Genomic DNA, 22,078 nt, shown 5'->3' with positions numbered 1-22,078 from the left:
GAAATGACGGCAACAGTCAACGAATTCAATTGGCCAGACCGCATTGTCATTGGCACCATCGGCGAGCCCGGGTCCCGCACCTTCTACCTCCAGGCAAGAGCCGGCAAGGAACTGTCCAGCATCGCCTTGGAAAAACAGCAAGCCGCGGTGGTTGCCGAGATGATTGACGAGATTCTCGATCAGCTCTCCACCGTCAAGGGCAACCCCTTCAGCGTTCCCGAACATACTCCGGTGGAACTGGTTGACAACGATCCGCTGGAAGAAGTCAACGAGTCCTTCCGGGTGGGTTCCATGAATCTCGGATGGGATGCCACCGTAGCGCAGGTAGTTCTGGAAGCCTTCTCCTTGAACGAAGAAGATGAAGCCGACTTTGATCCAGATGGACCGGGCGCGCTGCTGCGCGTGCGCATGCCCGTAGGCACTGCACGCGCTTTCGCCATGCGCACCCATGAGATCGTGGCTGCTGGGCGGCCTATGTGCGCCAACTGCGGTTATCCGATTGATCCGGATGGGCATACTTGCAAAGATGAGACTGGCGAATGAGCTCGCCCGATCTGCTGACCGCGCAGCTGGAACTCACCGGCCGCATCACCACCGCCTCCAATGCAACTTTCCTGGGCAGCATCGGCGAGAACAGCGTGGTCTACAAGCCCATTGCTGGCGAGAAACCCCTCTGGGATTTTCCCCATGGCACCCTCGCATACCGCGAAGTTGCCGCCTTCCTCGTATCTGAAGCCCTGGGCTGGAACCTCGTCCCGCGCACTTGGCTGCGCGAAGGGCAGTTTGGCGAAGGCATGGTGCAGCTATGGCAAGATGTTGATCGAGGACAGCGCCCAGTAGACATCGTAGCCGCGGACATGGTGCCAGCTGGCGGTTGGAAGACCATTCTGCATGGGCAGGATGAATCGGGGCAGCAGATGACGTTGATCCACGAGGATACACCTGTGCTGCGGCGCATGGCGGTCTTCGATGCACTGGTCAACAACGCAGACCGCAAGGGCGACCACATTCTAGCCATGCCAGGTAGCCACCGCTACGGAGTCGATCATGGGCTCTGCTTCAACGCAGAGCACAAGCTGCGCACCGTGCTTTGGGGTTGGGTTGGCCAACCGCTGGGTGAAGAAGAACTGGCCGGCCTCCGGACGGTCAGCGATGCCCTGGACGCAGAACTTGGCCAAGAACTGTCCCAGCTGCTAGCCGATGAAGAAATCGCGGCGCTCGCCGAGCGCTGCGCTACCCTGCGCAGCGAAGGGCACTTCCCTGCTCATAGGGGGCAGATGCCCGCCGTGCCCTGGCCGCTCTTCTAGAACTCCGATTCCTATTGACCTCAAGGCGGCAGGCAAGCCATCCTTGGATTCTGATAGCAAAGGCAGGTCGCGCATGGGAACGGTTGAAGCCAACGGTGTGGAGCTCGGTGCCGAATCCTTCGGCAGCAAAAGTGATCCATTGGTTCTCCTCATCGGCGGAACCACCATGCTTGCTTGGCCAGATGCCCTGTGCCAGGCCCTGGCCGCTGGCGGGCGCCATGTGGTTCGCTACGACCTGCGGGATTGCGGTGAATCAACGGCCGGGAACCCGATGAAACCCGAATACAACCTGCGCGATCTGGCCTCTGATGCCGCAGCGCTGGCCAGATTACTGGATAGCCGTCCAGCGCATGTAGCCGGTATCGGAGTCAGCGGCATGATCGCGCAGATTGCGGCGCTGGATCATCCCGAATCATTCGGCGCCCTGACGCTGATAGGCACACGACCAGTAGCTCCCGGACCGGTAGACAAAGATTTGCCAGATCATGACCAGGCAACCATGGGCAAGCTGTTTTCCCGCCCTATGCCGGATTGGGCAGACCGCGCGGCCGTTGCCCAATTCTCCGCCGAGGGTTCGCAAATTCTAGGCAATGATCCAGAAGTTGCCATGGACTTGGCCTCCCGCATCTGGGACCGTACGGCAAGCGCAGAGGCAGAAGCCCATCTGGCAAACCAAATCGGGATCGTCTTTTCCAAGCTGGACTGCACTCCGCGCTGGCGCGAGCGGCTGTCCGAGCTCGATATCCCCACCTTGGTGGTTCACGGTGCAAAGGATCCGTTCTTCCCCGTCGGCAACGGCATAGTGCTAGCCGAAGAAATCCCGAACGCTTCCTTGCTCGTCCTTGAAAACGCTTCAACTGCCATTCCGTCTTCGGCGATCCCCGAGGTAGCTTCTTCGATGCTGCTGCTCTAGGAACGTAGCGATGCAATTCCTAGTCACAGGGCAATATAGGCTGTCCCCATGGATAACCGACCTAAGCGAGTCCCAGGCGGAGAACTTCGACCTGCTGAACTAGAGCTGCTGGCCTTGCTCTGCAGCGGCACAGATGCTGTATCAGCAAAGGCTCGACAGCAACTGAAGTTTGCGCGTTGGGGCGGCTACCAGTTCAAAGAATGCGAGTGCTTCTCGATTTCCTTCACAAGCAAACGCGATTGCCAAAGCGTCCGGCATGGTGGTGGCCCATTCTCCACTGTTCTCGTTTCAAAAGATGGCAAGGAGCTGGGGCATCTGGATCTCTGGGTTGTTGCCGGATACCTGCATTCAGTCGATTACAGGCCGTTTGAAGACGATCCCGGGCACCTGCCAACGGCGGAGAATTACACGTTGGAATTCAGCGAACGGAACTAGGCTTCAGCACTTGCGGGCAGCTGTTCTCCACTGTCCCGAGAAATGCGTCTTTACTTGCCTGCGGGTCATTTCAACCAGCCTGGTTGCTGCCGATCAGGGCGCCATCACTGGTGGCGATTAGACGCGGAAGGCCGCAAGGATGCCAGTCGTGGAGCACACCGTGGTTCTCGTGCGCTGGCCGCGTGGCATCCTCCGGCTACTACTTCTATGCGCGGCGTGGGATTAGGTCTAGTATTCGAGGCACCTATTCATGCCTTCGAGAGGTTTCTCCATGTCATTTCAAGCCTATCTGGACACCATAGAAATGAAGACCGGGCTCACTGCTCGCCAGCTAATCGAGATCGCCCGTGAGAAAGGCCTTGGCCAAGAAGGGGTCAAAGCAGCAGAGATCCTGGCATGGCTCAAGGAGGACTACCAGCTGGGCCGGGGCCACGGCATGGCGATGGTCCATGTCATTCAAAAGGGACCGAATATCTCCAGCAAGCACGTTGGATCCGGAGGCAAGCACAATGACGAATCAGATGTTCTGTGGCTCGACGGCATCGCAACTAAGCCTTCCAACTGAACCAGCCGAAAGGCAGGGGCTATAGTTCCGGCTCGGAGTACTCGGTTCCAGTGTCTTGCCGTTGGTCGCGGACCGCAGTGATAGCGGATGTAGCAAGAGCAATTGCTATCGCGATCCAGAAGCTGCCAAGAGCCTCGGCGAGCGACCGGCCGGAAATCATGCAATAGCACGCAAGGAACAAGGCCAGCCCCAAAATCGAGATGCCAAGGTACACCGAGACTCGTAGCCAGGCTACCTTGGGAAGTTTCCTCATTCGATCTGCCTCCACTTCCCTAGCGCTCGGTCCTATTTCTTCCAACGGTATGTTGAGCTGTGGGGATAGACAACATCGACCGTGAAAAATAGCCCGGGCTATCGCCAAGCCCGGTCATATCCTGCGCAGGATACCGCTTGGGCGTCACCACGCCCGCCCGCGAAGGTCGACTTCACCTTCTGGCCAGGAAGCAAGCTGGGACTCGATGGGCAGAATAAGCAGAGGTTGGCCCGGCGGGTCGTAAATTGCGTGGCCTCCACGGCTAATCGAACGCTCGGCAGCGGAAATCCGAGTCCATCCGCACGAGCTGTAGAAAGCGGCCACCTCCTCGCGGCAACCGAGATAGCCGAACGCAATCCCGCCGGCATCAACCATCGACGAAGCCACGAGATTCATCAGGATCCCGCCTAGGCCGCGGCCCCGCGCGCGCTCGGAAACCAGCACTCCACCCACACCTGCAACGACAAGGCCGCGGCCTCCCACACCGATCGTGCGTCGCGCCCACCCGACATGGCCGACAACCTCGCCTTTGCACCGGGCCATGATGTGGAAATCATGCGGGGCATAGCCATATGGCAGATCCGGATCCCAGATGCCGGCATCCCGCAGGTACTCGGCATCGAACAGTCTGCGAAGCTCTGCGGCATCTTGTTCTGCCAGTTCTGCGTGCGCAACAATCTCCAGCGCAGTTTCAAGTATCGGGGCTTCGCTCGAATCGTCTGCTCGCGTCAACGACAGGCCTCCTTTTGGATTCCGGTAACTGCTTCAAGTATCAGGAGTATGCGTGCGATACGGATTCCTGTCTCCTGCCATATTTCCCTTGCCCGCATCCCGCACCAATGCGCGGATCCTGCCCTCTGTCTGGCGCAGCTCATCCAGTAGTCAGCCTGGAACGCGACTATACATTATCCCTGGACTCCACGAGGTTCCGGCACAGGCCAACCTCGGCTCTCACGACCCGCAATCAGACGAGCGGCGCGACCAGCGGCACCAACACGAGCGAGTTCGCAGGCATCCGATCAGACGTGATTACTTCAGCCATTCGCCGAGTCCGTACTGGCCGGGGACGCCGAGGTTCTCGCGCAACGTGGATCCCACGTAGTCCTCGGGATACAGGCCGCGTTCGCGCAGGATCGGCACGACCTCGTCGACGAACGCGTCAACGCCGTCCTCATAGACATCGGGCGACAGCCAGAAGCCGTCGGCGGCACCGGCCACGAACCATTCCTGCAGGTGATCGGCGTGCACCGTTCCCGGCCCTACGGTCACGGGATGGTAGTCGATCACGCCGTGCGCGAGGATGTCGCGCGGCGACCACCCCTCGCGCGCCACCTTGAGCGCGATCCCGGAGCGCGGGTCCTGCGGTGAGGCGTGAGCGCTGGCCAGCTGTTCGGGCGTGAGCGGCTTGTCGATGCGCTCGGGCAGGATCGGCACACCGATCATCGCGCTGAGGTGCGGCAGGCGCGCCTCCATGACCTTGCCTGACATCGACAGGCGCCGGTCGAGCCCTTCACGTACCGTTGGGGACACTGTGGTCATGATGCCGACGATGAACTTCACGTCGTCGGGGTTGCGGCCAGCTTCCTCGGCGGCCCGGCGCAGCGCCCTGCGCGCAGCGCGAGCCTCCTCGATCGTCCACACCTCCGTGATGAAGCCGCTCGCATAGCGCCCCGCCAGCTCGAGCAGATGCGGGCTCGGTCCTCCCGAGGTGAAGACGACGGGCTGGCCTTGCTCCGACGGCGGCAACGCGAGCGGCCCGCGGGACGCGACGTACTCGCCGCTGAGGTTGATCGGCTGCAGCTTCGCGGGGTCGATGAAGCGGCCCGATTCCTGGTCCTTGATCCAGGCATCCATCTCCCAGCTGCCCCAGAGCGACTGCACGATCTGGATCGATTCATGGGCGCGCTGGTATCGCTCGGCACGGTCCGCGACGGGCTTGCCGTAGTTCGACGCGACGAGCTGGTCGCTCGTCGTGACGGCGTTCCAGCCGGCGCGGCCACGGCTCATGATGTCCAGCGTCTTGAACTGCCGGGCCGTGTTGAACGGTTCCTGGAACGTTGTGGACCCCGTGAGCACGAAACCGATGTTGTTCGTCGCTTGCGAGATCGCGGCCGCCTCCATGAGCGGATCCATGATGTTGCTGACGGTCGAATGCTCGAGGCTGCCCCGCACGGCCGGGAAGTCGGGCGTGAATACGAACGAGAAGCCACCGCGCTCGGCGGCTTGGGCGTAGCGAATGTTCGCCTCGACCTTCGAGTAGTTTCCGGGGTCGACGTGCGGTGCCCGCCAGGCACCGGGCAGGGTGCCGTAGCCGTCAGTCAGCGACAAGCCGAGAATCATCTTGCGTTGTTCCTTGTTCATGGAACCATCATCGAAGATTGACATCCATGTAAAGGTCAAATTACCGTGCCTGCAGGCCCGCGGACTCTGGCACCAAGGCAGACTGCGCAGCCTGCGGGCGGATTCGCGGAGAGCTGCCGTGGCCGGGAGGCGGTTCCGACCCTATCCTTGACATGGATGTGAAGGAGAACTGGAATGCGGATCGGCGAGCTGGCCAATCGAACTGGGGTGCCCACGCGCATGCTCCGGTACTACGAGGAGCAGGGACTCATCACGCCGCTGCGGCTGGAGAACGGGTACCGCGATTACGACGAATATCTCGTGGAGCGCGTGCTGAAAATCCGCAGGCTGCTCGACTCAGGGGTCCCCACCCGGATCATCCGCGACATGCTGCCGTGCCTGAACGACATTGGCAGCACGATCGTTGCCGATCCCGATCCCGAACTGCGCGCGATGCTCGTCGAACAGCGCGACAAGCTGGCCGAGCGCATCGTCCTGCTCCAGCAGAACAGCGACGCGCTGACGCGATACATCGACGCGATGGATCGCGCCTGACTTCCGCACGCACAAGGCGCCGGAGAATCCCGTCCCCTGCGGGGCATGATCGGCAGGGCAGCTCCTTGCGCGCCGCGGGCAGTGGCCGCAGGGAGCTCAGGCCGATACTTGAGTGCCCATGAATTCAACAGGTCCCTAATCGCGCTTCGGGGCTCCACCCAAGTAAGAGCTCTAGAGCGCAGGGCGGAGTTCGTCCGGATTGCCGCGCGGATCCGGCTCCCAGACCGTCGGTTAAATCGCCGCAACGCGGGACCTGGTTCCTCAGCCTGCTTGCGGCGTTGCCCCATAAGGGAAAAGGCCCATGCACCTTGAACGGCATCGCTAATGTGGAGGAGCTTTCCTTCCGGCGCCACTTCGTGATGAATCAATGGCACGAGGCAAAAAATCACCCCCGGCTCCAAAAGAAATCGAGGGCGATTGAGACATGAGAATTGCACGTTGAAGCGGAACTCCACCGAGTTCCGGCACTACCAACCGCTGGGTGCCGAACCGGTGCCACGAATCAATCCACCGACCACCTGGCACCTCGCGGGCACCAGCCCAGGAAGAGCACAGAGTTGTGCCGTCTGCGATCGAAGCATAAAATGAACAGAAATTCATTGAAAGGATTTTCGTGCCGCGGACGACGGAACAGAATGAAGCGTTGCGTTCAGCCACACGCGCTGCTGTGGAGACGGCCGCCGTCCGGGTCTTCGCGCACCGTGGTTTCGCGGCCACGAACATGCGTCAGATCGCCGTCGAGGCGGGGATCAGCACTGGGTCGATCTACCGGCACTATGCGAGCAAGGAAGAACTGTTCGATGAACTAATCGATCAGGCCTCACGCGGGCTCGGGGCTGTCGCCGTTCAGCTCTCGACCGAAGGGGATCCGCTCTCCATGATCCGATCCTTCACCGAGGTATACGTGGCAGACCTCGCAGCGAACAACGGCGCGGCCGAGTTCTACATGGTGATCAACCAGGGCTTCTCGACGGACACTCCTGAGGGGACTGCGGCGCGACTGGCCGCAACGCAGGGGACGCTCTGGCGGGCCTTCGCCTTGCTCATCAGTCGAGGCCAGGCCGCAGGCCAAATCACCGCGGGAGACCCAACCCGAATGACTTCTCACTACTTCGCCATGCTTGCCGGTATAACGACGATGCACGTTGCTCTTCGGGAGGGATTTGCGGAGCCCGATGTCGAGCTGATCCTACGAATGTTCACAGGAGGACCCCGATGAAGATCGAAGTCGCGCGCGCAGACGAACTGGGTGAGGGGTATCGGCACAGGATCGCTGAAGTTCTCACGCAAGGGTTCGCCGAGGATTTCGCGTTCTTCTCCAAGGACCCCAGTGTGCTTGCCGACGCGTTCGCCCCGATGCTCATCCTGGAGCGCTTCCACGTCGCGCTCGTCGACGGCGAGCCCGCCGCGGTCGCGGTCGTCACCGAAGGCGAGCAGGAGTGCTTCGAGCCGGATCGGCGCGAGCTCCAGCGCGTGCTCGGTCCAATACACGGCATGATCAGCTATCGGATCATCCGCAGTCGATTCATGGGGGCCTATGACGGTGCCCGCACCGGTCTGACGGAGATTGCGTTCGTCACGACAGCGCCGCAGCATCAGGGCAAAGGCGTAGCCACTGCGCTGATGCGCCGGCTCCTGGAACTGCCCTCCGACAAGTTCGTGCTGCGCGACATCAAGGACACCAACACCCCCGCCCTCGGGCTGTACGCCAAGCTCGGCTTCACCGAGACACAGCGGCGACGCATCAAGTTCGCGAAGCGAGCGGGGTTCTCCGCGTATGTCTCCATGGGGCTCAACCGCGCTCAGGCTGATGCTTGAAGAGCGTCCGGGCTCGACAGGCCCGGAAGCGCGCTTCTGGGCTGTCCTCAAGTCCGCACTCTAGTTCGAAAATCTAAACTCCACCACGTCGCCGCTCTTACCAACCTCTCAGTACCCGGCGAATCCCCGAAGCGTCGACCCTCTCTTGGCCCTGCGAACACCAAACTCGCCGAGCAAATAGGCAACCCAGGTTGACATCCGGCCACTTAGCAACATAGGTTGACGACATGGAGTCTCCGCGGATCGCAACAGTAGCAGCCGATACCAGCGACCCGAAAGCAGGATTGCGGGCCGTAGCGTCCTTGCGCGTGCTTGCGGACACCTTGGAACTTCGGCAGGTCGAGGCCGCGTTGCGTTCGGGCATGAGTTGGCAGGAGATCGCCGACGCGCTCGGAGTGACGCGACAAGCTGCCCACAAGAAGCACTCCAAAAGAATTGACCCCGCGATCTCGACACCCAGGAGGAACAGATGAACAAACTCGTCCGCGCCGCTCAGACCAGCCAATCGCTTTCCCTGGCCGCCATGGAGGAAGCATCCCGGCTCGGGCTCCGCGAAGCCGACATCGACCACCTGTTCCTCGCATTGGTCATCAACGACCAGTCTGCCGGCCGCGCACTGCGCGAGCTGGGTATCGACATTGACAGCGCCCGTCTCGCCGTCGAGGACCAACGTGATGCACAGCTGGCTTCACTCGGCATCGAGGCGTCGTTCCCCGAGGCCGGGCGCATCGTGTTCCATGAGACGGATGGGTACGAGTGGACTCGTCCCGCTCGGGACCTCATCGCGAAATCCAGCAGCAAAGGCAAGTCGGGCGACGCTGCCGCCGTTCTCCGGGAACTCGTCGGAGAGCCCAGCGGCCTGATCACGGATATCCTCGGCCGCCTTGGCACAACATCCGATGCGCTCATCGAACGCCTCGATCGGGCCGACTCGCCCTCTATGAAGTCCATGCCCTTTGCAGCGAAAGTGAAGGGGCGGACCACGGGAACGATTGAGACTTTCGTATCCGCACCACTGGACGAAGTGTGGGCGTTCCTCACAGATCCCGCACGTATCCCCGAGTGGGAACCGAGCATCGGCACCCTCGACCAGACCGGTCAAGAAGCGATGCCGGGTACGGTCTGGGAGGGCACGGCACCCGCAATCTATCCAGACGGCAAACCTGTGAAGATCAAGCCTCAGTTTCGTCGACGCAGTGTTGAGCTCATCGCAATTCACCAACCGGACAGGATCGCATGGAGCTTTGGCTATCCCGACGTCGCGCAGGGTAATTCGATTCTGGCTGAATTCACCTTGGCGAACGCGACCGGTGGCACACAGCTGCGGATCAGCAGGTCCTGGTCGCGACGCCAAGGGTGGCGAGGACTTGTCGCATGGCCGCTGCGTCCAGTCCAGAAGTTCCTAGTGTGGATCACCCTGTTCCAGACCGGCAGCGCGATCAGCCGAACATTTCGCTAGTCCCAGGCACGGCGACTCGCCTGCTGGTCGCACATAGATCAAGTGCCCGGATCTCCACAGGGAGATCCGGGCACTTGAGCGGGACATTGAAGCGGAACGCGACTACACGTTGAAGCGGAACTCCACGACGTCGCCGTCCTTCATGATGTATTCCTTGCCTTCGATGCGGGCCTTGCCCGCAGACTTGGCATTAGCCACCGAACCAGCGGCAACGAGGTCTTCGAAGCCGATGACCTCGGCCTTGATGAAGCCGCGCTGGAAGTCGGTGTGGATGACACCGGCTGCCTCAGGCGCGGTGGCGCCCTTGGCGATGGTCCATGCGCGGGTTTCCTTCGGGCCAGCGGTCAGGTAGGTCTGCAGGCCCAGGGTGTCGAAGCCGACGCGGGCCAGCTTGCCCAGGCCGGACTCGACGATGCCGGCATCTTCCATCATTTCGGCCGCTTCGTCTTCTTCCAGTTCAGCCAGTTCGGATTCGAACTGGGCATCCAGGAAGATCGCCTCGGCAGGGGCAACCAGCTCGGAGAGCTTGGCCTGCATCTCGGTATCGGCCAGGCCAGCCTCATCGGTGTTGAACACGTAGATGAATGGCTTGGTGGTCATCAGCTGCATCGGCGCGAGCTCTTCAAGGTCCACGCCCTTGGTCTTCGCGGCGGCGAACAAGGTGATGCCTTCTTCGAGCACCTTCTGCGCGTTGAGCACTGCGTCCAGGAACGACTTCTCGATCTTCTTGGTGCGCAGTTCCTTTTCCAGGCGAGGCAGCTGGTTCTCGATGGTCTGCAGGTCCGCGAGGATCAGCTCGGTAGCGATGGTCTCGATATCCGAGGCCGGGTCCACCTTGCCGTTCACATGTATCACGTCGTCATTCACGAATGCGCGGGTGACCTGGCAGATCGCATCAGCTTCGCGGATTGTCGCCAGGAACTTATTGCCCAGGCCTTCGCCTTCCGAAGCGCCCTTGACGATGCCGGCGATATCCACGAAGGAGACGGTCGCAGGCAGGATGCGCTCGGAATTGAAGATTCCGGCGAGCACCTTCAGCCGCGAGTCAGGCAACGGCACGACACCCACATTGGGTTCGATGGTTGCGAACGGGTAGTTGGCTGCCAGCACCTGGGCACGGGTCAGCGCGTTGAACATGGTGGACTTGCCGACGTTTGGCAGTCCGACGATTCCGATAGTAAGAGCCACGGGAGGAAATTCTACCTTTTACTAGTGATGAGCGCGCAATGGTGTACTGGCGCTTGAATTCTTATGGAGAAATCAGGCCTGCGGGCGGGCGTGTCCGCCCAGGGCACGTTCCTCGTCCCCGGCTTCCTTGAGCTTTCCGCGGATTTCCTTGGGCAGCGAGAAGATGATGTCTTCCTGCGCGGTGGTGACCTCGGAAACGTCGGTGAAGCCGTACTCTGCCAGCAGCGCCACGACTTCGCGGACCAGCACCTCTGGCACCGAGGCACCGGAGGTCACGCCGACGGTGGAGACGCCCTCGAACCAGGCCTCGTCCACTTCGTTGGCGAAGTCCACGCGGTAGGAAGCCTTTGCCCCGTGGTCCAGTGCCACCTCGACCAGGCGCACCGAGTTCGAGGAGTTCGCCGAACCGACCACGATCACCAGATCCGACTGCGGCGCAATGTTCTTGATCGCGGCCTGGCGGTTGGTGGTTGCGTAGCAGATGTCATCGCTGGGTGGATCCTGCAGGTTCGGGAAGCGCTCGCGCAGCCGGCGCACGGTTTCCATGGTCTCGTCCACGCTCAGGGTGGTCTGCGAGAGCCAGATCAGCTTGTCCGGGTTCTTCACCTGGACGGTGTCGGCTTCCTCAGGGTTGTTCACGATGGTGGTGACCTCCGGGGCTTCGCCGTAGGTGCCCTCGACCTCTTCATGGCCTTCGTGGCCGATCAGCAGGATCTCGTAGTCGTTCTTGGCGAAGCGCACGGCTTCGCGGTGCACCTTGGTGACCAGCGGGCAGGTGGCATCGATGGTCTGCAGGTTGCGGTCCGCCGCGGACTGCACCACGGCCGGGGAGACGCCGTGGGCGGAGAAGACCACTAGGGCGCCCTCGGGCACTTCCTCGTTCTCCTCGACGAAAATCGCTCCGCGGGATTCCAGCTCGGAGACCACGTGCAGGTTGTGCACGATCTGCTTGCGCACGTACACCGGAGGACCGTAGTGCTCCAGCGCCTTTTCAACGGCAACCACTGCCCGGTCCACGCCTGCGCAGTAGCCGCGAGGAGCGGCCAGCAGGACCTTGCGCTCGGTGACCGTTGGGGAGGCAGCTGCAATCTCGGCCGGGGTGCGGCGCACCCGCGGGATCCGAGGCATTGACAGCGAGACCGTAGTGGAAGTGGAAGTAGCCATACCTCTAGTCTACGAAGTGCATGCAAGTTAGCCCATGCTCATATGATGCGCGCCACCCTCCGGGGACTGTGAGATCTGCCTCCGAAGGGTGCTTGCCGGTTCAGCAGGGCAGCGAACTGGGCAGCAGCACCGGGGTGCGCACCACCGCGCCGGTGCCATCGGACCCGTGGTAGGCCCGGCACACGCCCACCGAGCGGGCGCCGAGGTTCGCCTTGATCTGGCGCAGCGCATCGGGCGAGAAGCCGTACCACTGCATGTGCATCAGCACTGTATCCCCGGGCACCGCGGCCGAGGCCCGAGAGACGGTAATCGACTTGGATTTCACGTCCCAGTCGCGGGTGTCGCGGGACCAGGTCCAGATGGCCATCCCGCGGCTGTCGTAGCCGCAACGCACCGAAGCGTCGATGGCTCCGAAGGGCGGGCGCCCGAAATTCGTGTGCACGCCGGAGCCGCCCAGTTGCGCACCGGCCTGCTGGCAGGACAGCGGGCGCAGATCCGGGTGGCTGATCGAATGGTTGATCACCCATTGGCCCTTGGCCCGGGCCAGCGCGGCCAGGTCCACGCCGTAGCGCGACTTGAACGAGCCGAGGCAATCGCCGGTGGGAGCGATCACCAGGCCGATGTTGCTGCTGGCGGCGTAATCGATGACCGAGGTGAAGGCGCTCAGCGTGCGCGGGCAGTCATCGAAGGTGAGCACCACCCTCGATGTCCGGTTGGGACCGGTGGACTGCGGGGCGGAGGGCGGCTTCGGATAGGTGGTCACGTAGCTGCCGCTGACCCAGCCGGTGTACCCTCCGTAACTGGCCTTGTACCATCCGTTGGAGGCGCGGGCGTAGGCGGGAACCGTCTTCCCTTTCGGGATGCTCAGCAGGACCCGGTAGCTGGTGGATGTGCCGGTGCGCAGATTCAGGTCATCGAGCGTGCGCACCGAAGCGGCGACCACGTAGTAGCCGCTGACGTACCCGGTGTACCCGTTGTAGCTGACCTTGTACCAGCCGTTGGAGGCACGCCCGGATACAGGAACCGAGGTCCCCGTGGGTATCTGCACCAGGATCCGGTAACTGGTCGAGGCGCCGGTGCGCATATTCAGATCCGCCGTGGTGCGCACCCGGACCGGCAAGTCGATGGATATGGCACTGGCAACGCCCACCGTTGCGGCCGGCACTGCCGCAGCCGCCAGCACGGGCATCGGGGCCGCGGCGGAGAGCGGAATGGAACCGGCCAGCAAGCTGAGCGCTGCCACCCAAGTCCACCCAGAACGCGCAATATTCTTATTCCCCAATGCCCCACGCATGGCCCTGCATCCTTCTCGAGTGCTTCCCCAATGCTCAATAGTGTCCACCCGCACATTGCCCCTCGCAATGCCCGCAGGCAGGCTTGTCCCAATCGTTGGAAAACCCCGTTTCCCCGGGTCTTGCGGGGCCAATCGGGTATGAAAATCGCCCATTGCGATACCTGCGCTCCACCTGCCGCGGCCTAGCCCCAGCCCCCGGGGATCCGGCCAGCCGTCGGTGCCATGCGGTAGTCTCACAGATGCACCAGAGATTCGACTTTCCAAGGAGCGGCACCGATGGATCCCCAAGCCCCCGCCAGTTTGCCGGCGACCGCCGGGCAGACCACCGCGGACAATCCTTGGCCGCTGCGGCTGCTCTCGGAAAAGCTGAAAATCCATATCGAGAACTCTCCGGTGGTTTGGGTTGAAGGCCAATTGCTGGAAGCCAATGTGCGCAACGGCCACGCCTACCTCACCCTGCGCGATGTCGATGCGGACTTCTCTTTCTCGGTGACCATTTGGGCCTCGACGATGCGCAAGCTGGATGCCACCCCGCAGGTGGGCTCCCGCGTGGTGGCCCAGGTGAAACCGAGCTTCTACGCGAAAACCGGCCGGCTTTCCTTGAATGCCACGGACCTGCGACCGGTAGGCTTGGGCGAGCTGCTGGTGCGCCTGGAACGATTGCGCCAGGCGCTGGGAGCAGAAGGCCTCTTCTCCCCTGAGCACAAGCGCCCGCTGCCTGTTCTTCCCCACCGCATCGGCCTGATTACCGGGCGTGATTCGGATGCGGAGAAGGACGTGCTGCGCAATGCCAGCCTGCGCTGGCCATCCGTGCAATTCAAGGTCATCAATACCGCCGTGCAGGGAATGGATGCCGCCAACCAGGTCATCGCAGCCCTGCAGCAGCTGGATGCGGACCCGGACATCGATGTCATCGTCATCGCCCGTGGCGGCGGAGCCCTGGAAGACCTCTTGCCCTTCTCCAATGAGGATCTGGTGCGTGCGGTCTTCGCAGCCCAGACGCCGGTGGTTTCGGCCATCGGCCACGAAGCGGACCGCCCGATCCTGGATGATGTGGCCGATCTTCGCGCGTCGACCCCCACCGATGCAGCCAAGCGCATTGTCCCGGATCTGCAAGAAGAATTCGCCGGCTTGGAAATCGCCCGCAATCGCTTGGACCGTTCCATCAACAATCTTCTCCAGCGCGAAGCCCAGCTGCTGGCCTCGGTGCGCGAACGCCCGGTGCTGGCCAACCCGCAGGTGATGGTCACCTCCCGTGCCGAAGACCTGGAGCGCTGGAAGCAGCGCTCGACGGATCTGCTGCGCCACCGAGTGATGCGCGCCAACGACGAGATCAACCATCTGAAGAACCAGATGCGTGCCCTGTCCCCGCAGCAGACCCTGGACCGCGGCTATTCGGTCACCCAGCTGGAGGACGGAAGCATCGTGCGCGAGGCAGCCCAGGCGCCAGCAGACAGTAAGGTGCTCATCCGGGTGGCTTCCGGGCAGCTGGTTGCACGAACCCTTGAATCCCTCCCTGCCGGCGACAACGCAAGCTAATCACCACGAATACCAATTTGGAGTAATCATGACTGCACAAATCCCTGAAGACATTGCCAAGCTTTCCTACGAGCAGGCTCGCGAAGAACTGCTGGCCGTGGTCAACCAGCTCGAGACCGGCGGAGTTGCGCTGGAAGCCTCGCTGGCGTTGTGGGAGCGTGGCGAAGCACTGGCAGCCCACTGCGAGAACTGGCTCAACGGTGTCTCTCAGCGTCTGGAGCAGGCCCGCGCCAACCACGAGCAGGCCGCCGGCGAATAGCCTGTCCTCACCCGGACCTACTTCGTGGCCACCAGCCGGGCCTTCTCCTGCTCCACATCGAAGGTGGCAACGGGCCAGTCGGGAGCGACGCGCTCCAGGGTAGCCAGCAGCAGCTCGGCGACGCACAAGCGGGCTTTCCACTTCTGGTCAGCGGGAACGATATGCCATGGTGCGCCCTGGTTATCGGTGCGGTTAATCGCCACCTCGTAGGCGGACTGGAAGTCATCCCACAGCAGGCGATCATCGACGTCGCCCGGCGAGTACTTCCAATGCTTGTCGGCACGCTCCAGGCGTGCCGAGAGGCGCTCGAATTGTTCTTCTCGGCTGATGTGGAGCATCACCTTGATCGGGTGGATGCCCTGCTCGATCAGCTGCTTCTCGAAGTCGACTATTTTCCCGTAGCGGGACTCGACCGCCTCCGGGGTGGCGAAGCCCTTCACCTTGGCGACCAGAACGTCTTCATAGTGGGAACGGTCAAAGACTCCCACTAGTCCCCCGGCGGGCAATTGCTTGGTGATGCGCCAGAGGAAGTCATGGGCTGCTTCTTCCTCGGTTGGCGCCTTGAAGGCATGGTGCTTGACGCCCTGCGGATCCAGCATGCCAAGGACGTGGCGAACAGTCCCTCCTTTGCCGGACGTATCCATTCCCTGCAAAATGAGCAGGACTGCTGGGCCTTGCCCGCCAGCTACCGAGGCGGCGAAGAGCCTCTCTTGCAGATCCGAGAGCAGTTCAGCCAGCTGCTCCATGCGCTTCTCGGCGGCCTTCTTATCCTGCGGGGCGTCGCCGGGCCACCAATCAGCATCCTTGGTTGCGCGCTCTGAAAGCTTCACGCCCGGTTCTGCACGTAGCGCTTCTAACAGGTTGGCAGGATAGGCGCTCATCATTAAGTCCTCACGCGTGTGTCGAAGTGATGCGATTCGTTGTTGCCAGCCTACTGCCACTGCAGGCGCCGTGAGAAGCGGTATTCGTCAACGGCGAAGCACCCATCACGGCTCGATGCACAGGATCGCTAAGCCTCGCGAAAGCGCCGGCAACGGGCCGATACGCCAAATCCTCAGGACACCAAATTCTCCGGTCGCAGTCGCTGGCAGGCGATATCCCTGAAGTTCCGGGGGCCGCATTCCCCGGTGGCCGCCTTAACGCACAACCGGCCCAGAATCACGTGGGTGATTCTGGGCCGGTTCAGCATCCGGGCAGCCTATGCGCGAGCGCGCCAGTCCTCCAGGAACTGTCCGATGCGTCCAACCGCATCAGTCAGGTCGCGCACGTTGGGCAAGGTGACCAAACGGAAGTGATCCGGACGGATCCAGTTGAAGGCGGTGCCCTGGGAGATCAGGATCTTCTGCGCCTTGAGCAGTTCAAGGGCGAAGGTCTCATCGTTGTGGATCGGGTAGACCTCGGGATCCAGCTTCGGGAACATGTAGAGCGCGCCCTTGGCCTTCTGGACGCTCACGCCAGGAATCGCGCTGAGCAGGTTGTAGGCCGCATCGCGCTGTTCAAGCAGGCGTCCGCCAGGCAGGATCAAGTCATTGATCGACTGGTAGCCGCCCAAGGCGGTCTGGATTGCGTGCTGTGCCGGCACATTGGCGCACAGGCGCATGTTGGTCAGCAGGTTGATGCCCTCGATGTAGTCGCCGGCCTGGTGCTTGGGACCGGAAATAGCCATCCACCCAGCACGGAAGCCGCACACGCGGTAGGCCTTGGACAGGCCGGAGAAGGTCAGTATCAGCACGTCATCTGCCAACGAAGCGGTGTTGATGTGCACGGCGTCTTCGTAGAGGATCTTTTCGTAGATCTCGTCCGAGAACACAATCAGGTTGTGCTTGCGCGCCAGCTCGAGGATCCCCTCCAAGGTTTCCTTGGGGTACACCGCACCGGTCGGGTTATTGGGGTTGATGATCACGATGCCCTTGGTGCGATCGGTGATCTTCGCTTCCATGTCCTGAAGATCAGGAAGCCAGCCTTCTTCCTCGGTATTCATGTAATGCACCGGGGTGCCGCCGGCCAGTGAAACCGAAGCGGTCCACAGCGGGTAGTCAGGGGCGGGAATCAGGATCTCGTCGCCGTTATTCAGCAGCGCATTCAACGAGAGGGTGATCAGCTCGGAGACACCGTTGCCCAGGTAGACGTCATCCACGCCGATGGTCTGGATGCCACGGGTCTGGTAGTACTGCGAGACGGCGGTACGTGCCGAGAGAATGCCGCGGGAGTCGGAGTATCCTTGGGCGTTAGGCAGGTTGCGAATCATGTCAACGAGCACCGCGTCGGGGGCCTCGAAGCCGAACGGCGCGGGATTGCCGATGTTCAGCTTCAGGATGCGGTGTCCTTCGGACTCCATGCGCGTGGCGTGCTCAAGCAGCGGGCCGCGGATGTCGTAGAGGACGTTGTGCAGTTTCGTTGATTGTTTGAATTCTGCCATGGTTACACTTTCTCACGTCAGGTGCGATCGACACACCTTGTTACTCGACCGCTATGGTCAGCGGTCGAAATCCTGGGAGAGCTGGCTGGGGCCTACTCTTCGATGATCCATTCCCAACGGGTGGCCGCTTGCTCTGGGCTCAGTCCGTCGGCCTGGCTGACCATGCGGTTCAGGTCCACGAGGGACTGCTGCGAGAATTCGCCGGTGATCTTGTCCAGTTCTGCCTGGGCCTTGTCATCCACGTCGCCGTTGGCCAGCACCATGTACTGCTCGGCGTTGAAGAAGGCGGCGCTTCCCGGAATGCTGTAGAAGCCTTCATCGGAGATGACTGCATCTCCCGACCCGAGCGCCACCGCGCTGTCCACCGAGGCACGCAGCTTGCTGGCCAGTTTCGCCGGCTCCTCAGCCACGACCTTCGGCTTCTCGCAGCCAGCGTCCTCCAATGATGCCTTCAAGGATGCGGCGTTGGCTTCATCGCTAATGATCGTCAGATCTGTGCAAGCCGCAATCAGGGTTTCCACCGAATCGACCTTGTGCAAGGTTGCCTGGGCCTGGCTCATGACCAAGACCTTTCCCGCATCAGCTGGGCTGAGTTCCAAGGCAGAGAGCTCCCCCTCAGCGTCATTGATGGCGCTGCGCAGGTTCTTGGATTCCTCGACGCTCAGCAATTGATCTTCACCAGTGATGGCCGCCGGGTCAGCAACCAGGGGTAGCGCCTTGGCCGCTTGGTCCACCGCCAAATCGGCTTTTCCGTCGACCACCTGCTGGTAAGGATCAGCACTGGGCTTGTTCAACGACACCTTATAGCCTTCGGCTTTCAGCGCATTGGCATAGACATGGACCAAGGCCTGGTCTGCAGGTTGAGAACCGGCAGCAATCTGCAAGGTGATGGCCTTGCTTGGCTCGGCCGTCGGCGTTGCCTCTTCGGTGCAAGCAGACAGGGTTAGCAGCAGGGTTGCGCTGAGTGCGCCAACGGTGATGGTATTTCGCAAGTTCATGTCCCTATTGATTCTAGGGCAGGCCAGCGGCGATCCGCCGCTACTTGCCGGGTGCGGTCAGTCGCAAGATGCTCTCAACGCGTTCAATGCAGTTCAGCTTGGCTATCTCCTCGCGGGTAAACCAGGCGGCCTGGCTGGTAGAACCGTTGACTTCATGGCGCAGTTCTCCACCGGTCAGCTTGGCCCGATAGGTGACCGCCACCGTTTGCATGGCATGGCCTTCGCCCGAGTAGCGCTTGGAACCGGGAATAACTCCCGTGCTGACATCCAGAAGCGCCAGCTCGCCCACTGCGTAGCCGGTCTCTTCATAGACTTCACGGCGCGCGCCTTCTTCGATAGGCTCCCCCAAGTCGATGCCGCCGCCGGGAAGGGACCAGCGCGGGGTGAAGCGTGGATCGCGATGACGCATATCCCAGAGCGTAAGCAGTACCTTTCCTTCATGTTCCACCAAGCAATAGGCCGCCAGCCTGGTATCAAAGGATTCACCGGTGTGCTCAGAACGACGTGTCATATCCCCAATATATCCGTTTGTTCACCGATTATTTACTCGTACGCGGACGGCATACGCCGATTTTTCTGCCAAAGATCCCACTGATATCTCGCGAATATGATGAAATATTCTTATGGCCCAGCAATCAGAGCTTTCATCAAACGTCGATCTGGACGAAATCGATCGAATCATCATCGACGAATTGGTCGCTAATGCACGTATCTCCAATGCGACCCTCGCACAGCGTGCGGGCATCGCTCCATCCACCGCACTGTTGCGCACCCGTTCGCTGGTCGAGCGCGGCATCCTCACCGGCTACCACGCCGAGGTATCGCTGGGCGCTGTAGGCCGTACCGTGCAGGCACTGATCTCGGTCAAGCTGCGCGCCCACGACCGCGAGAAGATTGACGCTTTCGTGGCACGCATCCCGCAGCTGCCCGAGGTGCTGTCCATGTTCCATGTTTCCGGCGGCACCGATTACCTGCTGCATATCGCGGTCGGTTCCACCGATGCACTGCGTGACTGGGTGCTGGACAACCTCGCCACCGACGAGTCGGTGGGCCATACCGAAACCACCTTGGTCTTCGCGCACCACCGCGGCAACCGCGGCCCGCTGCCATTCGATGACATGATCAGCTAGCAGCGCTTAAGCGACTTGTGGCCCGGACCTCGCGAGGTCCGGGCCACAAGTCTTTGTGCTTGGAATGCTTATGCGCGGCGGCGCTGCATGACCGCGTCCAGGTTCAGGCGAGGCTTGGTACCCGCGGCAGCCACGGGTGCGGCTTCCGGTGCGGGGGATGGCGCTGCAACGGTTTCCTTGACAGCTGGTGCGCTCTCGGTACGCTTGGCAACTACCGAAGCGACCGCTGCGCGCTCTTCGGCCGAAACTTCGGTGGCCAGGCGCTTTGCATCTTCCGATGCCTTCAGGCTGATCTGTTTGCTCGGACGCAGCGGTTCTTCCACCGGCAGTGCTGCCTTGTGGGTCCGCTTGGCACCCTGTTCAGCTGCCAGCTCCGCGGTCTTGGCGATGCGCTCGCTGGCTTCCACGTACGTTGGCTTGGGCACGTGCGTTGGTTCCCAAGTACCTGGCTGCTTTACACCGCCATAGCCGTGGGCCACTCGCAGCGCTTCGGCGCGCAGCTCTTCAGCGGTAATCGCTGGAGCGCGGCGGGACGAACCCGGGCGAGCGTCGAAGACCTCGTCATCCTCATGCTTGCGCGAGATGACCTGGTTAGCCGCGTCGTCAAAAGCGGGAGTCCGCAGCGCCTGCTGCCGGGTGGCTTCGAGGTGCTCGAGCAGCTTGCGATTGCGGTCGCGGACAGCCAGCCCGCGCAGGGTGGCGAAGGATGCTACAGCAATCAGCGCGAACAGGCCTACGGTGCCGAAGGTCAGAGCAGTGAAAGGAGCCAGGATGAGACCGAAGACGGTCGCGAGGACAGCCAAGGCACCGACGAGCGCGACGGACAACCGGCCATAGCGCACACGAATCTTGAGTTTGGTCGCAGCACTTTCCTGCGAAGCGCTCTGTGACGTGCCAGCCATGTGGGTCCTCCATCACCGATTGAGTCGGTCAAATCGTTGTGGAACTAAATATGGTTCCTTCGAATCAACACTATGCAACCTTGGGTGCGCGCTCATGCACATCCCTTGGCGTGTCTGCATGTTTTCAATGCAGTTCTCTCATATCAGAGCTCGATTGAACGAAATAGCACGAAATCCGCCTCAGTATTCGTAGATGCGTTCGAGCAGCGTCGTTTCCACCTCTTCACGGGTCAACGCAAAGGTGCGGTGATCCCGCCACTGCCCATCGATGTGCAGATAGCCTTTGCGCAGCCCTTCATCGCGGAACCCGAGCTTGTCCACCACCCGCAGGCTGGCCGAATTCTCCGGACGGATGTTGATTTCCAGGCGGTGCAGCTGCAGTTGCTCGAAACAATGGTCTATGACCAAGGCGCAGGCTTCGGGCATCAGGCCGAAGCCGGCATGGTTGCGATCCAGCCAGTAGCCGATGGACGCTGTGCGCGCGGCACCATATTGCACCGACGCCACGGAAACCTGCCCGATTAATGGCGGGCGGCCCTTGTGCAGCTGGGGAAGAGCCAAGGCCCAGGTGAATCCGCTGCCGTCAACTGCTGATTCATCCTTGGCCCTGAGCATCTCGCGAAAAGTCATGGCTTCTGGCGGGCCCAAGGGACTGGTGGGATCCCATGGCTTGAGCCATTTGGAATTGGCGTAGCGCAGATTGATCCACTCGGCTTCGTCACTGGCAGTCAGTTGGCGCAACAACAGCCGTTCCGAGGCCAGATCCGGAACCAGGCGCTTTGCTCGACGAGAGAAGAACATGTGCACATCGTATTACTTCGTCATGCTTGCAGCTGGCAACAGCGCTAGCAGGCAGCGTTTCGTTTCTTGCACGTAAGCTGTAGGCATGAATCCCACCGCTGATCTGAATTCTGGCGCAGGCAAGAAGGCCGCGCGTGCCGCTGTGCGCACTTGGCGCAGGGCACTTGATCCGAGCAAGCGTGAGCAGTTCGGACTGGATCTGGCGCACACGGTGATTGGCTATCTGAGCCAGAGCACCGGTGTCGTCCAGAAGGTCGCGGCCTATTGCTCGGGTCCGGATGAACCGTCCACCGAGGCGCTCTTGGATGCTTTGGCCAAGGAAGGCATTGAAGTCTACCTGCCAGTGTGCGAACCGGAGTACGCGCTCTCGTGGGTTGAGTACTCCCCCGGCATGGAATTCCAGCCAAGTACCTTGGCCCCGGTGATGGAGCCGGTGGGCAAGCGGATGGGCACAGAGCTCTTTGACGAGATCAATACGCTGATCATGCCTGCGCTGTCCATCGATTCGAACGGGCTGCGTTTAGGCCAAGGCGGTGGCTACTACGATCGCTTCCTGCCCTTGATCGACGATGCGCCGGTCCGTGTGGCGGCCGTGGTTTATGAGCACGAGTATGTTCCGGCCGGTTCCTTCCAGATCGATGAGCATGACCAACCCGTGGACTTGGTGTTCACTCCGCAGCAGGTGCATCAAATCATCTGATTTACCCACAGCTCGCTGGCAGCTCGCAGTGGGCCGCTG

24 protein-coding genes are annotated in these 22,078 nt (G+C 61.6%); 13 read left to right on the top strand and 11 right to left on the bottom strand.

Annotated elements, in window-relative coordinates; translation table 11 throughout:
• The first annotated feature begins 3 nt into the window (after positions 1-3).
• The 4 genes from ACIQTS_RS01195 (at position 4) to ACIQTS_RS01180 (ending at position 3,220) form a co-directional block, all read left to right on the top strand.
• Positions 4-543, top strand: a complete 540-nt coding sequence (locus ACIQTS_RS01195) for a DUF3090 domain-containing protein (RefSeq protein WP_332594880.1) — start codon at positions 4-6, stop codon at positions 541-543.
• A complete protein-coding gene (locus ACIQTS_RS01190) occupies positions 540-1,307 on the top strand; it encodes an SCO1664 family protein (RefSeq protein ID WP_402470624.1) in 768 nt (255 codons plus the stop codon). The genes ACIQTS_RS01195 and ACIQTS_RS01190 overlap by 4 nt, the downstream gene beginning before the upstream one ends.
• Before the next feature lie 73 nt (positions 1,308-1,380).
• Entirely contained in the window at positions 1,381-2,220 is an 840-nt protein-coding gene (locus ACIQTS_RS01185) for an alpha/beta fold hydrolase (protein WP_402470621.1), read from the top strand.
• Positions 2,221-2,926: 706 nt separating this feature from the next.
• Positions 2,927-3,220, top strand: coding sequence for a DUF4287 domain-containing protein (locus ACIQTS_RS01180; RefSeq protein WP_105657576.1), 294 nt, complete (start codon positions 2,927-2,929; stop codon positions 3,218-3,220).
• 397 nt (positions 3,221-3,617) lie between these two features.
• Here ACIQTS_RS01180 and ACIQTS_RS01175 read toward each other — a convergent pair whose 3' ends face one another.
• Positions 3,618-4,205, bottom strand: coding sequence for a GNAT family N-acetyltransferase (locus ACIQTS_RS01175; RefSeq protein ID WP_388022628.1), 588 nt, complete (start codon positions 4,203-4,205; stop codon positions 3,618-3,620).
• A gap of 297 nt (positions 4,206-4,502) precedes the next feature.
• Positions 4,503-5,834, bottom strand: a complete 1,332-nt coding sequence (locus tag ACIQTS_RS01170) for an NtaA/DmoA family FMN-dependent monooxygenase (protein ID WP_402470619.1) — start codon at positions 5,832-5,834, stop codon at positions 4,503-4,505.
• Positions 5,835-6,008: 174 nt separating this feature from the next.
• Between ACIQTS_RS01170 and ACIQTS_RS01165 the strand changes: the two genes are divergently transcribed.
• From ACIQTS_RS01165 to ACIQTS_RS01145, 5 genes are all read left to right on the top strand, one after another.
• Positions 6,009-6,368, top strand: a complete 360-nt coding sequence (locus ACIQTS_RS01165; protein ID WP_402470615.1) for a MerR family transcriptional regulator — start codon at positions 6,009-6,011, stop codon at positions 6,366-6,368.
• 613 nt (positions 6,369-6,981) lie between these two features.
• Complete coding sequence (locus ACIQTS_RS01160) at positions 6,982-7,587, top strand: TetR/AcrR family transcriptional regulator (protein ID WP_402470612.1); 606 nt, start codon at positions 6,982-6,984, stop codon at positions 7,585-7,587.
• Positions 7,584-8,186 (top strand): GNAT family N-acetyltransferase, encoded by a 603-nt coding sequence (locus ACIQTS_RS01155; protein WP_402470610.1) that lies wholly within the window; start codon positions 7,584-7,586, stop codon positions 8,184-8,186. The genes ACIQTS_RS01160 and ACIQTS_RS01155 overlap by 4 nt, the downstream gene beginning before the upstream one ends.
• A 227-nt stretch (positions 8,187-8,413) precedes the next feature.
• Positions 8,414-8,659: a hypothetical protein gene (locus ACIQTS_RS01150; RefSeq protein WP_015771057.1), complete on the top strand. Its 246-nt coding sequence runs from the start codon at positions 8,414-8,416 to the stop codon at positions 8,657-8,659.
• Positions 8,656-9,645, top strand: a complete 990-nt coding sequence (locus tag ACIQTS_RS01145; protein WP_332728460.1) for a Clp protease N-terminal domain-containing protein — start codon at positions 8,656-8,658, stop codon at positions 9,643-9,645. Before ACIQTS_RS01150 ends, ACIQTS_RS01145 begins: the two co-directional genes overlap by 4 nt.
• A 102-nt stretch (positions 9,646-9,747) precedes the next feature.
• Here the strand turns inward: ACIQTS_RS01145 and ychF are convergent, their stop codons facing one another.
• The 3 genes from ychF to ACIQTS_RS01130 all read right to left on the bottom strand — a co-directional run bounded on the left by ychF (position 9,748) and on the right by ACIQTS_RS01130 (position 13,291).
• Positions 9,748-10,833 (bottom strand): redox-regulated ATPase YchF, encoded by a 1,086-nt coding sequence (ychF, locus tag ACIQTS_RS01140; protein ID WP_105657583.1) that lies wholly within the window; start codon positions 10,831-10,833, stop codon positions 9,748-9,750.
• A gap of 72 nt (positions 10,834-10,905) precedes the next feature.
• Entirely contained in the window at positions 10,906-11,997 is a 1,092-nt protein-coding gene (locus ACIQTS_RS01135) for a 4-hydroxy-3-methylbut-2-enyl diphosphate reductase (protein WP_105657584.1), read from the bottom strand.
• A 100-nt stretch (positions 11,998-12,097) separates the two neighbouring features.
• Positions 12,098-13,291 carry an SH3 domain-containing protein gene (locus tag ACIQTS_RS01130; protein WP_402470605.1) on the bottom strand — a complete coding sequence of 398 codons (1,194 nt, stop codon included), beginning with the start codon at positions 13,289-13,291 and terminating at the stop codon, positions 12,098-12,100.
• A gap of 276 nt (positions 13,292-13,567) precedes the next feature.
• On the opposite strand from ACIQTS_RS01130, the gene xseA reads away from it, so the two are divergent.
• A complete protein-coding gene (xseA, locus tag ACIQTS_RS01125; RefSeq protein WP_105657586.1) occupies positions 13,568-14,830 on the top strand; it encodes an exodeoxyribonuclease VII large subunit in 1,263 nt (420 codons plus the stop codon).
• A 28-nt stretch (positions 14,831-14,858) separates the two neighbouring features.
• Positions 14,859-15,089, top strand: coding sequence for an exodeoxyribonuclease VII small subunit (locus ACIQTS_RS01120; RefSeq protein ID WP_388022645.1), 231 nt, complete (start codon positions 14,859-14,861; stop codon positions 15,087-15,089).
• A 17-nt stretch (positions 15,090-15,106) separates the two neighbouring features.
• Here the strand turns inward: ACIQTS_RS01120 and ACIQTS_RS01115 are convergent, their stop codons facing one another.
• The 4 genes from ACIQTS_RS01115 to ACIQTS_RS01100 all read right to left on the bottom strand — a co-directional run bounded on the left by ACIQTS_RS01115 (position 15,107) and on the right by ACIQTS_RS01100 (position 19,017).
• Complete coding sequence (locus tag ACIQTS_RS01115; protein ID WP_402470600.1) at positions 15,107-15,970, bottom strand: PPK2 family polyphosphate kinase; 864 nt, start codon at positions 15,968-15,970, stop codon at positions 15,107-15,109.
• Positions 15,971-16,287: 317 nt separating this feature from the next.
• Positions 16,288-17,508, bottom strand: coding sequence for a pyridoxal phosphate-dependent aminotransferase (locus tag ACIQTS_RS01110; RefSeq protein WP_105657589.1), 1,221 nt, complete (start codon positions 17,506-17,508; stop codon positions 16,288-16,290).
• 92 nt (positions 17,509-17,600) lie between these two features.
• Complete coding sequence (locus tag ACIQTS_RS01105; RefSeq protein ID WP_400342097.1) at positions 17,601-18,506, bottom strand: glycine betaine ABC transporter substrate-binding protein; 906 nt, start codon at positions 18,504-18,506, stop codon at positions 17,601-17,603.
• Between the two features lie 40 nt (positions 18,507-18,546).
• Positions 18,547-19,017, bottom strand: a complete 471-nt coding sequence (locus ACIQTS_RS01100) for an NUDIX hydrolase (protein ID WP_402470595.1) — start codon at positions 19,015-19,017, stop codon at positions 18,547-18,549.
• Between the two features lie 112 nt (positions 19,018-19,129).
• Here ACIQTS_RS01100 and ACIQTS_RS01095 point away from each other — a divergent pair, with 112 nt between their 5' ends.
• The gene (locus tag ACIQTS_RS01095) at positions 19,130-19,636 is read left to right on the top strand and encodes an Lrp/AsnC family transcriptional regulator (RefSeq protein ID WP_105657592.1); all 507 of its coding nucleotides are present in this window, start codon (positions 19,130-19,132) and stop codon (positions 19,634-19,636) included.
• A 68-nt stretch (positions 19,637-19,704) separates the two neighbouring features.
• Here ACIQTS_RS01095 and ACIQTS_RS01090 read toward each other — a convergent pair whose 3' ends face one another.
• Together ACIQTS_RS01090 and ACIQTS_RS01085 are read right to left on the bottom strand one after the other, a co-directional pair.
• Positions 19,705-20,538 carry a hypothetical protein gene (locus tag ACIQTS_RS01090; RefSeq protein WP_402470591.1) on the bottom strand — a complete coding sequence of 278 codons (834 nt, stop codon included), beginning with the start codon at positions 20,536-20,538 and terminating at the stop codon, positions 19,705-19,707.
• Positions 20,539-20,718: 180 nt separating this feature from the next.
• A complete protein-coding gene (locus ACIQTS_RS01085; protein WP_105657594.1) occupies positions 20,719-21,339 on the bottom strand; it encodes a GNAT family N-acetyltransferase in 621 nt (206 codons plus the stop codon).
• An 85-nt stretch (positions 21,340-21,424) separates the two neighbouring features.
• Between ACIQTS_RS01085 and ACIQTS_RS01080 the strand changes: the two genes are divergently transcribed.
• Positions 21,425-22,039, top strand: coding sequence for a 5-formyltetrahydrofolate cyclo-ligase (locus ACIQTS_RS01080; protein ID WP_105657595.1), 615 nt, complete (start codon positions 21,425-21,427; stop codon positions 22,037-22,039).
• Positions 22,040-22,078 lie beyond the last annotated feature (39 nt).

The organism is Glutamicibacter sp. NPDC090743, assembly GCF_044769125.1.
In the GTDB taxonomy this organism is placed as follows: domain Bacteria; phylum Actinomycetota; class Actinomycetes; order Actinomycetales; family Micrococcaceae; genus Glutamicibacter.
The sequence above is the reverse complement of the archived record's forward strand: the minus strand, read 5'-3'. Positions and strand labels throughout refer to the sequence as shown.